The organism is Flavobacterium sp. CF108, assembly GCF_900129795.1.
Lineage (GTDB): Bacteria > Bacteroidota > Bacteroidia > Flavobacteriales > Flavobacteriaceae > Flavobacterium.
This window is the reverse complement of record NZ_FQWW01000009.1, coordinates 81844-97068: the sequence shown is the minus strand read 5'-3', so window position 1 is coordinate 97068 and position 15225 is coordinate 81844. Positions and strand designations below refer to the sequence as shown.

Here is a 15225-nt window from a genome sequence, read left to right as displayed (position 1 = left end):
TCGTTAATTGAAATTAAATTTTTAAATTTGTAATTATAATTTCTACAAATTGATATAATTGTAAGAAAAATAACAATATTACTCATCAAACTGCGTTTAGGTTTATTATAAAAAATATTATGATGAAAGTGAAAAGTTTTTTAATGGTTATTGTTTTTATCGCTGGCGGTATTATTTCTAATGCTCAATCTAATTTACTGAATGCTAAAACAGCTGACCAAATTGGGCTTAAAACAGCTGCACAGCTTATTTCAGATAATGATAAGCCTTTAGCTTATGGCTATGTTGATGATCGTGATGTTTTGATGGCAAAAACTACTTGGGAGATTATAGATTTAAATGAAAAAATCAACTTTCCTTTATATTTTCCTGTAGATACGGTCAATATTGGTTCTGACAGACGTTCACTTTATGATGTTTTGACTAAAGGAATTAGACAAGGAAAAATAACTGAAGTTTATACAGATAGTTATTTCAATACCAAAAAATCTATGAAAGACATAGAAGGTTCATTAACTCGTGTTGATACTACAGATGCTGGCCGTGAACTTATAAATCAATATCCTGATGATTTTAAAACACGTGTTGTAAAGAAAAAAGTAGTAACGGGTACTGGTAAAAAGAAAGTGGTAAATTATGTTGATCAAACTATAGGTCCAACAAGAACAGTTCCTGCTGAATATATTTTAAAACAAGATCTTACAGCTGCGGATGTTTCACAATACAAATTAAAAGGATATTGGTACTTTGATAAACGTCAAAGTGAATTGAAATATCGTTTACTTGGAATTTGCCCAGTAACACCAGACGTTTATACAATGAATAGTGACGAAAAAGACTATATTGAACTATTCTGGGTTTTCTTCCCAAATGCACGAACAGTACTTCATGAAGCAAAAGCTTTTAACGACAGTAATTCGGCACTTCCAATTTCTTTTGACCAAATACTCAATTCAAGACGTTTTAACGCAATTATTTACAAAGAAGAGAATATGTACGGAGATCGTGAGATTAAAGATTACATGAAAGATAATGCACAAAATCAGCTGTTAGAATCAGAAAGAGTAAAAGAGAAGATCCGTAACTTCGAAGAAGATATGTGGAACTACTAAAGATCTAAACCAATTATAAGAAAAACTCTTACTACCTTTGCAGTAAGAGTTTTTTTATTTTATCTATACATTCACAATGCTTGATTATTTAATCGTCGGATCTGGGTTGGCTGGTATTTCCTTTGCAGAAGTTGCCCTTAAAAACAATAAAACCATATTAGTTCTCGATAATAAATCTCAAAACTCATCCCGAGTTGCTGGTGGTTTATACAATCCGGTTATCCTAAAGCGTTTTAGTGAAGTTTGGAATGCTCAGGAACAACTTGGTTTGATGAATGATTTCTATAATCAAATCGAAGATAAACTGAAGGAAAAATTTAATTTTAAAATGCCCGTTTTAAGAAAGTTTTTCTCTATTGAAGAGCAAAACAACTGGTTTGCAGCTTCAGATAAAATAAACTTAGCTCCTTTTTTATCTACCAAATTAATTACAAGAAAATACAAAAGTATCGATTCACCATACGATTATGGAGAAGTTTTGCATACAGGTTATGTTAATACAGCTTTATTGGTAGATACTTACAAAGAATATTTAATTGCTAATAACTTATTTCTTGAAGAATCTTTTAATTGTAGTTATATTGAATTTTTAGAATCGGGAATTCAATACAAAAATATTCAGGCCAAGCATATCATTTTTGCAGAAGGATTTGGGCTTCTTAAAAATCCATTTTTTAATTATCTGCCTTTAGACGGTACAAAAGGAGAATTGTTTATCATAAAAGCACCAAATTTAAATTTGGATGTAATTGTAAATACGAGTGTTTTTATTTTACCACTTGGAGATGATTTGTTTAAAGTAGGTGCAACTTACAATTGGCATGACAAAACAGATACTCCTACAGAAGAAGGAAAGCAAGAACTTTTAGATCGTATAAAAGAGATTATAACCTGTGATTTTGAAATTATCAAACATTTTGGAGGTGTTCGCCCTACAGTTGCAGACAGAAGACCTCTGGTGGGTACCCATGAAATATATAAATCAATTCATGTTCTTAACGGATTAGGAACACGTGGTGTAATGCTTGGTCCGGCAATGGCACAAACATTATATGAACATATTGAAAACGGAGCTTGTATAGACCGCGAAGCTGATATCAAGCGATTCCATAAAAGATATTTAAAATCTCTTATTCCTGACCGGCCTTAGGATCGTATGAAATAAACATATTAATATATAAATTTCGGGAAAGTCGCAAAACAAACGGAAACAATACAATAAGGGAAATAACTATTGCTATAAAAGATTCTCCTATGCTTGCTCCAAAAAATACAAATGAAACGATAAAGGCAGCAATTCCCACCGCAACATTTAATCCGTAACTCACATACATTGCACCATAAAAAAACGAAGGTTCAATTTGATATTTTAAACCGCAATGACTGCAATTGTCGTTCATTTTTAGAACTTTAGTCAAGTGAAGCGGATTTTTGTCTGAATACATGCTCTCTTTTTGGCATTTTGGACAACTTCCTGTTAAAATACTATTTAGTTTGGATCCTTTTTTTAACATTTGCAAAAAATTTACATTACCATTTATCTAGGTAACGCAAATTTACAATTTTCATTCTCTGTTTAAGGTATCAAAACATGAAACTTTAAACTTTAAACAACAATTTAATGCTTAATATACATAATCTTTCGGTTTCTTTTGGAGGAACATATTTATTTGAAGAAGTTACTTTTCGTTTAGGCGCCGGCGACCGTGTAGGTCTTGTTGGTAAAAACGGAGCGGGTAAATCGACAATGCTTAAAATGTTAGCAAGAGATTTTGCTCCAGATTCAGGAGTTATCTCTCAGGAGAAAGATATCAAAATGGGATTTTTACGTCAGGATATTGATTTTGAACGTGGAAGAACCGTATTAGAAGAAGCTTATGAAGCTTTTACCGAAATTAAGATTGTAGAAAAAAAATTAGAAGAAATCAATCATCAATTGGTTACCAGAACCGATTATGAAAGTGAAGAATACGGCCAGATTATTGAAGATTTATCTGATTATACACATCGTTTTGATCTTCTTGGAGGTTATAATTATGTTGGAGATACAGAGAAAATTCTTTTAGGATTAGGTTTCAAAAGAGAAGTTTTCAATAACCAAACCGAAACATTTTCAGGAGGTTGGAGAATGCGTATCGAATTGGCTAAATTATTATTACAATCCAATGATGTATTGCTTCTGGATGAGCCAACGAACCACTTAGATATCGAAAGTATCATTTGGTTAGAAAGTTTTCTTCGAAATTATCCCGGAGTTGTTGTAATTGTATCGCACGATAAAATGTTCTTAGATAATGTTACAAACCGTACAATCGAAATATCTTTAGGAAAAGCATACGATTTCAATAAACCTTATTCTCAATATTTAGAATTACGTCATGAAATTCGTGAGAAGCAATTGGCAACGCAAAAAAATCAGGCGAAAAAAATAGAAGAAACAGAAAAACTAATCGAGAAATTCCGTGCCAAAGCATCAAAAGCTTCGATGGCACAATCGCTGATTAAAAAGTTAGATAAAGTAGAAAGAATTGAAGTTGATGAAGACGATAATTCTGTAATGAATATTTCGTTTCCGGTATCAAAAGAACCTGGAAAGGTAGTCGTTGAAGCTGAGAATGTTACAAAAGCATACGGCGACAAAGTTATTTTAAAAGAGATTGATTTATTAGTAGAACGCGGAAGTAAAATTGCTTTTGTTGGTCAAAATGGACAAGGAAAATCGACATTTATAAAAGCCATCGTAAACGAATTTGAATACGACGGAACTATTAAATTAGGACATAACGTACAATTAGGTTATTTTGCTCAGAATCAGGCAGAATATCTTGATGGCGAAATCACTTTGCTTCAAACTATGGAAGATGCTGCAACAGACACAAACCGATCTAAAGTTCGTGATATGCTGGGATCGTTTTTATTCCGCGGCGATGATGTCGAGAAAAAAGTAAAAGTACTTTCTGGAGGCGAGCGTAACCGTTTGGCACTTTGTAAGTTATTATTACAGCCAATTAACGTATTGCTGATGGATGAGCCTACGAATCACTTAGATATAAAATCTAAGAATGTTTTGAAAGCAGCACTTCAAAAATTTGGCGGAACTTTATTATTGGTTTCTCACGACAGGGATTTTCTTCAGGGAATGTCAAATATTGTTTACGAATTTAAAGATCAAAAAATCAAAGAATATTTAGGCGATATCAATTATTTCTTAGAACAGCGCAATCTTGAAAACATGCGTGAAGTGGAGAAAAAAGATGTTGCAAAAGCGGCTGCTCCAAAAGAAACAAACAAAGCATCATACGAAGATCAGAAAAAAGGAAAAGCACTTCAAAACCGATTAAGTAAAATTGAAAGTCAAATTCAGCAATTAGAAAAAGACATTCAGCACGATGATAAAATGCTTGCTTCTAATTACGACAAACACATCGAAGACGCTTCGTTTTTTACGGCATACAACAAAAAGAAAAAAGATTTAGAACAATTACTTATAGACTGGGAAGTTGTTCAGGAAGAGATTGATAATTTTAATGTTTAGTTAAGATTGTTTCAAGTTGCAATTTTGACGAGTAAATTTAACCGCAAAGCACGCTAAGATTTTTTATAGTCTGGATTTATAATGTACAAAGTTCGCAAAGCTTTATCAACTAATAGCTTTGCGAACTTTGCGTTTTATGAAACCTCGCAGATCAAAAAATCTTAGCGTGCTTTGCGGTTAAATATTCATTCAGTTCAAACCTGAAACTTGAAACCTGAAACTTGAAACAAAAAAACTATTTAATAATCCCAATAGATCTAGAATGCGCAATTGCCTCACTGCTTTCTTTAAAATAACAAACAGAAACATCAAGCGATTCTAAATTTTTCATGATTTTTTTGACTTCCTTTTTTTTGCTTTTGCCGGTTTGTCGAATGTAAACGGCTATTACAGTAACTGGAAATATTTTGCAGATTCGTTCGTATAAAACCGGATCATGCTGAGAATCATCTCCCAATAAAACATATTTAAGATTAGGATAAAACTCCAAAACATGCTTTATTTTTTCAAATTTATGATCGTGATTTCCGCGTCCGCTCATGAAGAAATCAGTAATTCCTCGTCTAATATCTTTCAATAAAACAACAGCGCGCGGCAGATTATGAATTTTAGTAAATTCTATAATAAATCGGTACAAATTCCACTCGCTGCTCGAAACATAAAAAAAAGCATTTTCTTCTTCTTTATTGTGTCGTCCGGCCGAACTTAATGCCTGATAATGCGGAACAACATCTTTAAAAACCTTTCGATCATTTACATTTTTGAAAAGTAAGATGTACATTTTTTTGAAGATATTCTGCGTATGCGAAACTAAAAAAGTATCGTCGATATCAGAAATGATTCCTAAATTTCCTTTATGCGGACGTATAAAACTTCCTTTTGAAACAATAGTTTTACCGCTATATTTGATGCTGACTTCGTATTCGATCCATCCAAAATGAGTTTCTTTTTCAAGCGGAATACAGAATGTAAAATAACCATCGTCAAGCGTTTTGGTATGTATTTCCTGTTTGTGGAATTTTAGGTAAACATCAAAATTTTCAATCGTTTTTATTCTGAATTGGTTGACAACCGAACGTGCATTTTTTAAATTTTTCTTCTGAAAATCATAATCATACGTTCTCTTAAAGACATGTCCCATTACAATTAATTCTTCTTCATTGGCATAGCCTCGATATAATTGTAAAATTGGTTTCATTAATTCCGTATATTTATATAACACTGTAAATTAATTATTTTAATTGGTTTTAAAAATAAAATTTTGAAAAAGAGTATCATATTTGTTGTAAACCCTATTTCGGGAGATCTTGATAAATCAAGCTTAATTGAGGCTGTTCAGGAGTTTGCAGCTGCAAATCATTTTGATTTAGAAGTTTATGAAACTACCGGCAAAAATGACCTGAAAGAAATACAAGCACTTTATAATCAATATCAGCCAGAACGAATTATAGTGGCAGGCGGCGACGGAACCATAAAAATGGTTGCCGAAGCTATGGAAGAACACGATGTCATTATCGGGATTTTGCCAGCCGGATCTGCAAACGGACTTTCGGTCGATTTAAATCTGCCTGTTGGAATCGAAGAAAATCTTAAAATTGCGTTTCAGCATCATTATATCGAAATGGATATGATTTGTATAAACGGAAAAAAAAGTATCCATTTAAGTGATCTTGGGTTGAATGCCAGCTTAGTCAAAAATTACGAGCAAAGCGATGTAAGGGGCTTTTGGGGTTATGCTTTGCAGGCCTTTACAACATTAACAGAATCTGATGAACCTTTTGTGGCAACAATATCGGCAAACAATAAAACCGTTGATCATGTGGCAAGAATGATTGTTATTGCTAATTCGCAGAAATACGGAACCGGCGTAATCATTAATCCAAATGGCGCAATGAACGACGGAAAATTTGAATTGGTGATTTTAAAAAGTCTGGATTTGTTACTAATTGGAAAAATTATTACCGGAAATATGCCAATTGATTCTGAGGATATTGTAATTATTTCGACAGACAAAGCAGAAATAAGAACAGATTATCCGGTTCATTTTCAAATTGATGGTGAATATTGCGGAGCGCAAAAGGAGTTAGAAATTCATATTCTGCACAAACAAATGAAACTTGCCGTCCCTTAAGCTATTATTTAAAAGGATTGCGTTCCTGCCATTCTGCTTTTGGTTCCAAATAATTAAAAAACCTTGCAATATTATGATTGATTAAGGTATTAGTATGCGTGATCAAACCATACATTTTTACAGGTTTAGCACCAACAGAACTTTTAATTTCGAGAGCTGTTCTGGCAAAAACAATTTCCTTAAATCCTTTTTTTATGGAATAGGCAATCATATCGTAAAGCATATTCAAATACAGCATTTTTTCACGCTGAACACTTTCGTCATAACCTAAAAAATAAGTGTCCATAACGTCTCCGTTTTTTATCAGCGTGTTGAAACCGATGAGTTTTTCATCTAAAAAATAACCATAAAGCAAAAAGTTCTCTTTCATGATTTCTTTAAAAAAACTGAAATGGTTTCTGGCCAGAAAAAAAGTATTAAAAGGAGCATTTTTAGCTACATGGAAGTACAACTCATAAATAACATCTTCATATTTTCTAATGTCAGATAAAGACATTTGCCGCTTTTCTATTCCTCCAGATTTTTTGCGGGCACGCTTGTATTGATCCCGATATTTTTTTGACAATGCATCAACGTAATCTTGTTCTGTTTTCCAATTTTCGTTGATTTTAAAAATCATATTCGGCTGTATCGAAAACGTATAATTGTTTTTAAATTCAGCCTGTAAAGGTTCAATTTCTTTTGCAGTAAAGTCTTTTATGCTGGTGATGTGAACTTTTTTTCCATTTGCTTTTAAATCTTTTTTAAGCTGATTGATAGCTTTGTGAAGAGTTTTAACAGCCTTAGCTTCTTTACTACTTTGAGCGAAAACAAAAGCATTTTGTCCGGTTAACATATTGTTTCCAACAAATAATACGTGGGAAGCGAAATTTTTTAGAGCAAAATTACGAACAGATGTTTTTAAACATTGGTCGCGTTCGCCAAACGATTCCAGTTTTTCGGCAAATAAAAATTGGGTTAAAACAATCCCGATAAGTTTTTCCTCTTCAAAAATTCCAATAAAATGACAAATCATATTTACCGGACAAGAGTTTTCCAGTACTTCGAGATATTCCCGTGTTAAAAAAATATTATCTGCGGCCAGCGAATTCCATTCTAAAGGTAGTAATGATGCGCTGTTATAGATTTGAAAAGAATAAGTTGTATTCAAAAGTCTGAGCTAATTTCTTCAAAATTAGATAATATTTGTAATAACTCATTTTCTTTAAGTTATTATTAAGAAAAACCCGTTTGAGTTTTGGCTTCAAGCGGGTTTGTAGTATTTATAAATTAGGCAAACTGGCAAACAATACCGCCAATTATAGTAAGGGTAAGTATCCAATATCCTGCATGAATAAAGATGTATTTCCATGATTTTCTTTCAAATAAACCATTAATTCCGACTATAGGAAAAGCAAAAAATAATCCCGACATAAATCCATGAAGTGAGCCATGCTTAAAAGTACGATAAGCAGTTCCATAATCAGCCATGAAAGCATGGAAAGATGGTTTTGCAGTTTCAATAAAAGGCGGTCCGCCAATCATTCCAAGAGCACCCGACTGATGAATGGTAAACGACATTAAAGCCATCGAAATCATTACCGAAAAAATGTAGGTAAACCCAAATATTTTGAGCATGTTTCCTTTTTTCAGATCTTCTTCAGTAAAATTATTTTCTCTCATCCAGATTGTTCCAAAAACTTTTGGATGATACCAGATAAAACCGATTATGAGTGTCACAATCGCGGCAACGAAAAATGTAACTAGGTTAATTTCCATAATATTTATTTTTTGTAATTAGTTGTTTCAAAAATAGTTAAAAAACTATAACGATTTCGAAAATTTTATAAAGAAGAAAAGTAAGACGAATTTTTTATTTATTAACACTTTATCGACATAAGATGCTTTATATCTAGTAATTAACTAATTTTGAAGCAGAAAAACATATCCCCCAAATCTGTTATGAAAAGCCTTGCAACACTTTTTTTAGCATTTGTTTTTTCTCTTAATATTTTTGCAGATACTGTTTCAGATAAAGAGAAAGACGCGCTAATTAAATTATATCATGCGACAAATGGTTCGCAGTGGAAAATAAAATGGGATTTATCACTATCAGTCTCAACCTGGTATGGAGTTCGTGCCGAAAATGGAAAAGTAATTTATTTAAATTTAGCTGATAATAATTTGCAGGGAGAACTGCCTGCTGAATTTTTTGAGCTGGTAAATTTAGTGACAGTTGATCTTCATAAAAATAATCTTAAAGGACAATTACCAAATTCAATCAGTAATTTTAAAGAGCTTCAGGTTTTAAATGTTTCTGGTAATCAGTTATCTGGAACAATTCCGGGAAGTATTTGCGATTTAAAGAATTTGAAAGATCTGGAACTTTTTAAGAATAATATTTCCGGTGAATTACCTCTGGAAATTGGAAAACTGAATCGATTAGAAGTTCTGTGCTTGTTTGATAATCAAATCGCTGGTGTTTTGCCAAGTTCGTTGTATAAGATTTCTACTTTAAAAATACTACTGTTAAATAACAATAGATTATCAGGCGTAGTAAGTTCAGATATTTCTAATTTAAATATTCTGCAAAATTTAAGTTTGTTCAATAATAGTCTTGGCGGAGAAATTCCTAAGGAATTAGAAAAAATGCCAAATTTATCAGAAATGAATCTTTCCTATAATAAATTCAAAGGATCGGTTTCAAAAAATCTTACCTTATTAGATGCTTTGAATATGACAATGTTTGATGAAAATGGGAAGTTGTTTTTATTAGATGTAAACGAAGAAAGAAAAACTGAAAGCAATATTGTAAACTAATTTTGTTTATGAAATTTCACTTGATTATTGATGATCAGGTATTTAAAAATATGAAAGCTGTAATTCGTTACAGCTTTTTTTTTTGTTATTAATTTAGGAGAAATATATTTTTGATATTTCGTTAATACAATGATTTTCAATGAAATATCGATATCTTGTAATTGTGTAAAAAGCTAGAAATCAATAAATTAAGTTAAGGTTTGAATTTTGGAATCAGTTAGTTCTAATTTCTAAAATTCAAAACTATGAGTACGTATCAAAACCATCGAACTGCATTATTATTAGTTGATCCCTATAATGATTTTCTTTCAGAAAAAGGAAAACTTTGGCCTTTTGTAAAAGAAACCGTGGAAAGCAACAATATTATTGCAAACTTAAAAAGTCTGTTGACTGCGGTTAGAAAACATAATATAAAAGTAATTTATGTGCCGCATCGTCAAACGCAAAAAGAAGATTATTTAAAATGGAAATATTTTTCTCCATCACATAACGGAAGTAAAAATTTAATCCTTTTTGAAAAAGGAAGCTGGGGAGCAGAATTTCATCCCGATCTTTTGCCGGAATCGGGAGATTTAATAGCTCAAAATCATTGGACAGCAAGTGGTTTCGCCAATACTGATTTGGATTTTCTTTTAAAAATACATGATATAGACCATATTGTAATTGCTGGAATGAGAGCTAATACTTGTATTGATTCAACCGCAAGATATGGTGTAGAATTAGGATATCATGTTACTTTGATCAAAGATGGAATAGGTTCTTTTAATCAGGACGAGATAATCGCAACCGTAGAAATTAATTTTCCCAATTATGGGCATTCACTTTTATCTGCACAAGAATTCATTAAAATTTTAGAATCATAAAGATGAAAATACTTGCCGAATGTACTGCAAGGGCTATTATTGATTGTCCTGCAGAAAAAATTAATATTACCGAATGGCTGTTTAATTTGAAGGATTTTGAATATCAATCGTGTTCAAAAGCACATATTGCCAGTGGAGTTTCATTTTCTGAAGATGGAAAGCGAATGTCCATAAATGTAGAAAAAGTTGCAGATAATTTTTTAGTGCAGCATTATGTTGAAGAAATTGGAAGTAAAAACCATTGCAAAGTAAATTCTGTTTCCGATTCGATTTCGCCCTTAGGAACAACAAAAATAGGAGTAACCTGGGAGCTTAAAATTGTCCCAATATCAAATGATCAATGCGAACTTCATAATCATGTTGCCGTTAGTTCGACTTCTGAGTTTTTGGCGGTGCTGAAATCGTTAGATATAAATGATTTAACATTAGTAAAAAGTCAGATGCTGCAAAATTTAGAAGCACATAATAATGAAGAAACACCTTTGTTTGCCAATAATATTACACAAAAAGGAATAGCTGGTATTTGGGGTTAATTAAGTTTGATGTAAAAATGCAGTAAATAGAATTTATACTAACTTTGCCTAAACAAATTTGATGCGAGTTTTTATAAAGCATTCAATATTTTTTATAACTTTAAAATTGAATTCAATTCTAAAGAAAATTTAAACATAAAATACTAACCTTTTTACTATAAAATTATGACACTACAATATCAAGGTGAACAATACGGAAAGTCAACCACATTTACCATCAGAATTATTGGTAATAACTTATCAAAAAGCAGTTCGAATTATCAAATTGATCTTTTAGTTGGAGACAAAAGACTGCCAACTTTTACAAGTGAAATTCATCAAAGTTTATCAAACTGTTTGAGAGAAATTTATTTATTCAGAAAACATAACGGAATTAAATTTGATGAATCATCAGAGAAAATAGTTTCGCTTTATGTTCCTTATGATAAGGTTTTGTATAACTATAATAAGTTTGCTTTGTTTAGAGCTTAAGCTTTTCTTTTATTATAAAAATATATCTAAAAAAGACCGCCATAAAAGGCGGTCTTTTTTTATTATGAGAAATTTCTAAATGTTAGAATGATAATTAATTAAGCCTACAAAAATATATCTTAATTTCGATTGAATAAATGTTAATATTTATGATATAAAATAAAATTATTTTATAATATTTGTCGTACCAAAAACAAACATCTTAATAAACTAAAAATACCTTATATGTAAGTCTTCTTTACTATTTTATTCAATTACAATTCTTTGTAAAAAATAGCCAAAAGCCAATTCATTATCAAATAACCTAAATTTTTATTTTGAAAAAATCTCTTTATGCCCTAATTTGGGTTATGTTTTTTTGTGTATTAACGGGAGTAAATGCACAAGATGCAGGCAATGACCCGACTAATTTTGTACCTAATATAATACCGCCTTCGCCTACTGCTTATGCCCTTGGTACATACGTGAACAATCCTGTCGGATTATTCACGGGATCTCAGAATATAAATATCCCTCTTTACAGCTATAAAACAGCAAATTTAGAAGTGCCGATTTCTATGTTTTACAGTTCAAATGGTATTAAGGTGGACGAAATATCTTCAAATATAGGACAAGGCTGGAATTTAAACTTGGGAGGTGTCATTACCAGAGTGGTAAGAGACAAACCTGATGAAGATAGGGGAGAATATCCTATCCCAATTTCCGTAACGGAAGAAATGGGACGCTACTCTCCACAGTCTTTGGAATTTTATCAGTACATTGGAGAAAATGATGTGGATACTGAGTCTGATATTTTTAGTTTTAATTTTGGGAAATATTCAGGAAAATTTGTTTTTGACAATAATGGAGCAATTGTTTTGATGCCTGCACAGGAATTCCAGATAGAAACTACAAATTCCAGTGAAGGTTTTGACTTTGTAATTACTGCCTCTGATGGTGTTAAATATTATTTCAGCGATAAAGAAATTACCACACAGAGAGTGCTTGGTTCAGGTCATTCTATTCCAAATATAACAGTATCTTCATGGTACTTAAGCAAAATAGTCCACCCAAAAGGAGATGAAATCCAGTTTGTATATAATAATACAACATCTAGTTATGTCGCTTCAAAATCACAGACATTTAGAATGTTGTCTCCAAGAATACAATATGATGAGGCGGGTAATCTTGAATATCCTACAGAAGCTTTAAGCGCAGTATGTGATCATAGTATCAGTTTAAATGGAAAAGCAATAAAATCGATAAAAAGCAATAATCTCTTTTATGGTGAAGTGACATTTACTTATCTTACCAGTTCTAGTGCCGATGTGACATCCGGGAATAATAAAATATCTCAGATTATCATAAAAGACGGAGCCGCCGCAGAAATTGATAAGATTGGTTTTACTTATACTACCACCACGAACAAAAGAGTTTTTCTGGATAAAATCCAGTTTAAAGACCCCAATCAAAATTATCAGTTTGAGTATGATGACAGAAATAATCTGCCTCAACGATTATCATACAGCCAAGACCACTGGGGATATTATAATGGCAAGAATAATCTGAATATTGTGCCTAAAAATATTTTGCTTTATGACTTAAATTTTGCAAATTACAATGGAGCAGACAAAGAACCGGATGTAAACTATGTAAAAAAAGGCCTGCTGACAAAAATAGTTTATCCAACAAAAGGATATACTCTGTTTGATTATGAACCTAACACGTATCCAGGCATAAAAAAAGTATATCCTCCAAAGGTTTACAAAAATTTAGGAGCGGTCACTACAGAAGAAACCCATTCTGATATAAAAAAATTGACCTTTACAAATACAACTCTGCAGGATATCCCATTAGTAGCCGGAGTCAGTTTTTATTGTTCAGACGAAGGATTAAATATAGGCAAAAATCAGGCATATGTCAGCGTTTATGACAATACTGCAAAGCTATACGTGTCTCTTAGAAGATCTGATAATAATGCTGTGATAAGTGACGGCAGTATGTATACTATAAAACCCAATACTGAGCCTGCTGCTAAAAACCTTCTTTTTACAGCAGAGCTTAACCATGAATATATTGTTACATTAGAATCTGATTTTACTTGTACATCATCAACTTTAAATTTAAATTACTATCCATCAGCGCCAGTTAATCAGCAAGCTAACCTTATTACCGGGGGTGTACGGGTATCCCGCACTGCTGACTATTCTTTAAATAAGCCGGAACCTGTGATTAAACAAATTATCTATGCAAAAAGAACTGATCTGAATACATCATCTGGTAATCAAGGGCAGAATCCATATTATCTAGACCGTTTCAGGGTAGACAGAATTATGGATTCTCCAATAAATGGTGTCTTTGGAGTGGTAACCAGTAAAACAATGCTCAATTTATCATCGAGCAGCCTTGTTTCTTTATTTGATACAGGAAGTTCAAATGTGTATTATAAATATGTTACTATTTCGTATGGAGATAATTTTTTAAACGGAGGTGAAGAACATGAATTTATTATACATCGCGATGCCCCTGACGGATTTGTTTTTGGAGGATATGATGTAAGGAGCGTTCCATTTAGCAACGGAGGATGGGATAATGGCTTATTAAAAAGAGTGGATTATTTTAATAAAGATTTGAAAACCATTAAAGAGACCATCAATACCTACGAGGAAAGACCTGAGTTTAGAAAAGAAGTAAGATCATTTAATGCCAGAAAGAATTTCGAAAAAATTTCTTCTGGAGACGTCAATTATGCATGTACTCAGGCAGATCTGACAAAAAGAACCGAGTATAGAACCTGTGTAGCAGATCATAAACACCTGCATATGACCAATGGACTGTTTGGAAGTTCTTGGGTTTGTATAGCCTTGGGGCATGACAATAGAACCATATATTTCAATCATCCTTGTTATGGAGCAGTTCTGCCTAAAACGATTTCAAATCTGGAAAATATTGATAACCTAAGTATTGTTTCTTATAAAAATACTGGTTTCTGGCATTATTTGAAATCGAGCCAGGAGATTACTTATGATATAAAAGGATTAAACCCCCTAAGTAGTACAGTTACATATAATTATAGAGGGATTAACCATATACAATTGTCATCTCAAACCACAACAAATTCTAAAAAAGAAACAATAGAGACTAAATATTTTTATGCAAAAGATACTGAAATAGCGAATAAACCAAGTATCACCCAACTGGTTGAAGCCAATATTATAGAAACTCCACTAAACATTATAACATATAATGGAGGAACCAAATTATCTGAACAGCTTACGACGTATGAAAAAAGTACTGCAACCAGTAATTTGTTATTGCCAAAAGCGATTTATTCTAGTAAGTTTCCCAATATGCTGCCTGTTATTTTAACAGATAAAAATCTAGAAAAGAAAATAACTTTTGATCAATATGATTCTAAAGGAAATATTACACAATATACGCTTGAAAACGGAACAAGTGTAAGTTTTATTTGGGGATACGATAAAACATTGCCAATTGCTAAAATTGAAAATGCAACACTGGCGCAAATTGCCTCAGCATTAGGAATTACAACCGCAGTTTTAGATACTTATACAGAAGCAAATATGGCTGTATTGAATGGACTAAGAAGCAATGCTTCACTTGTAAATAGTATGATAACAACTTTTACACATCTGCCGCTAATAGGCATTAGTACAGTAACAGATCCTAAAGGAGATGTCATGACTTACAATTATGATAGTTTTAATAGGCTATTAACTGTAAGAGACAGAAGTAATAATATTTTGTCTGAAAATCAATACCATTACAAAAACTAACAAAC

At 32.1% G+C, this 15225-nt stretch carries 13 protein-coding genes; 9 read left to right on the top strand and 4 right to left on the bottom strand.

Translation table 11 applies throughout. The features are described 5' to 3' along the window. The first annotated feature begins 122 nt into the window (after positions 1 to 122). Together gldN and BUE10_RS21235 are read left to right on the top strand one after the other, a co-directional pair. Positions 123 to 1112 (top strand): type IX secretion system ring subunit PorN/GldN, encoded by a 990-nt coding sequence (gene gldN / locus BUE10_RS21240; RefSeq protein WP_073488803.1) that lies wholly within the window; start codon positions 123 to 125, stop codon positions 1110 to 1112. Positions 1113 to 1188: 76 nt separating this feature from the next. After that, positions 1189 to 2262 carry an NAD(P)/FAD-dependent oxidoreductase gene (locus tag BUE10_RS21235; protein WP_073488801.1) on the top strand — a complete coding sequence of 358 codons (1074 nt, stop codon included), beginning with the start codon at positions 1189 to 1191 and terminating at the stop codon, positions 2260 to 2262. Here the strand turns inward: BUE10_RS21235 and BUE10_RS21230 are convergent. Then, entirely contained in the window at positions 2243 to 2626 is a 384-nt protein-coding gene (locus tag BUE10_RS21230; protein ID WP_073488799.1) for a DUF983 domain-containing protein, read from the bottom strand. The genes BUE10_RS21235 and BUE10_RS21230 overlap by 20 nt on opposite strands. Positions 2627 to 2733: 107 nt before the next feature. Between BUE10_RS21230 and BUE10_RS21225 the strand changes: the two genes are divergently transcribed. Continuing rightward, complete coding sequence (locus tag BUE10_RS21225; RefSeq protein WP_073488797.1) at positions 2734 to 4647, top strand: ABC-F family ATP-binding cassette domain-containing protein; 1914 nt, start codon at positions 2734 to 2736, stop codon at positions 4645 to 4647. Between the two features lie 235 nt (positions 4648 to 4882). On the opposite strand, the gene BUE10_RS21220 is transcribed toward BUE10_RS21225, so the two are convergent. Next, positions 4883 to 5845, bottom strand: coding sequence for an App1 family protein (locus BUE10_RS21220; protein WP_073488795.1), 963 nt, complete (start codon positions 5843 to 5845; stop codon positions 4883 to 4885). 63 nt (positions 5846 to 5908) lie between these two features. Between BUE10_RS21220 and BUE10_RS21215 the strand changes: the two genes are divergently transcribed. Beyond that, the gene (locus BUE10_RS21215; protein WP_073488793.1) at positions 5909 to 6778 is read left to right on the top strand and encodes a diacylglycerol/lipid kinase family protein; all 870 of its coding nucleotides are present in this window, start codon (positions 5909 to 5911) and stop codon (positions 6776 to 6778) included. Positions 6779 to 6782: 4 nt separating this feature from the next. On the opposite strand, the gene BUE10_RS21210 is transcribed toward BUE10_RS21215, so the two are convergent. Further along, positions 6783 to 7928 carry a GNAT family N-acetyltransferase gene (locus tag BUE10_RS21210; RefSeq protein ID WP_073488791.1) on the bottom strand — a complete coding sequence of 382 codons (1146 nt, stop codon included), beginning with the start codon at positions 7926 to 7928 and terminating at the stop codon, positions 6783 to 6785. 119 nt (positions 7929 to 8047) lie between these two features. Then, positions 8048 to 8536 (bottom strand): DUF1761 domain-containing protein, encoded by a 489-nt coding sequence (locus tag BUE10_RS21205; protein ID WP_073488789.1) that lies wholly within the window; start codon positions 8534 to 8536, stop codon positions 8048 to 8050. Between the two features lie 183 nt (positions 8537 to 8719). Between BUE10_RS21205 and BUE10_RS21200 the strand changes: the two genes are divergently transcribed. The 5 genes from BUE10_RS21200 to BUE10_RS21180 all read left to right on the top strand — a co-directional run bounded on the left by BUE10_RS21200 (position 8720) and on the right by BUE10_RS21180 (position 15220). Next, entirely contained in the window at positions 8720 to 9577 is an 858-nt protein-coding gene (locus BUE10_RS21200) for a leucine-rich repeat domain-containing protein (RefSeq protein ID WP_073488787.1), read from the top strand. A 245-nt stretch (positions 9578 to 9822) separates the two neighbouring features. Then, on the top strand, positions 9823 to 10440 hold the full coding sequence (locus BUE10_RS21195; RefSeq protein ID WP_073488785.1) for a cysteine hydrolase family protein: 618 nt from the start codon (positions 9823 to 9825) through the stop codon (positions 10438 to 10440). 2 nt (positions 10441 to 10442) lie between these two features. Then, positions 10443 to 10973 (top strand): hypothetical protein, encoded by a 531-nt coding sequence (locus tag BUE10_RS21190; protein WP_073488784.1) that lies wholly within the window; start codon positions 10443 to 10445, stop codon positions 10971 to 10973. Between the two features lie 165 nt (positions 10974 to 11138). Continuing rightward, entirely contained in the window at positions 11139 to 11444 is a 306-nt protein-coding gene (locus BUE10_RS21185; RefSeq protein WP_073488782.1) for a hypothetical protein, read from the top strand. A gap of 317 nt (positions 11445 to 11761) precedes the next feature. Then, on the top strand, positions 11762 to 15220 hold the full coding sequence (locus BUE10_RS21180) for a sugar-binding protein (protein WP_200801726.1): 3459 nt from the start codon (positions 11762 to 11764) through the stop codon (positions 15218 to 15220). Positions 15221 to 15225 lie beyond the last annotated feature (5 nt).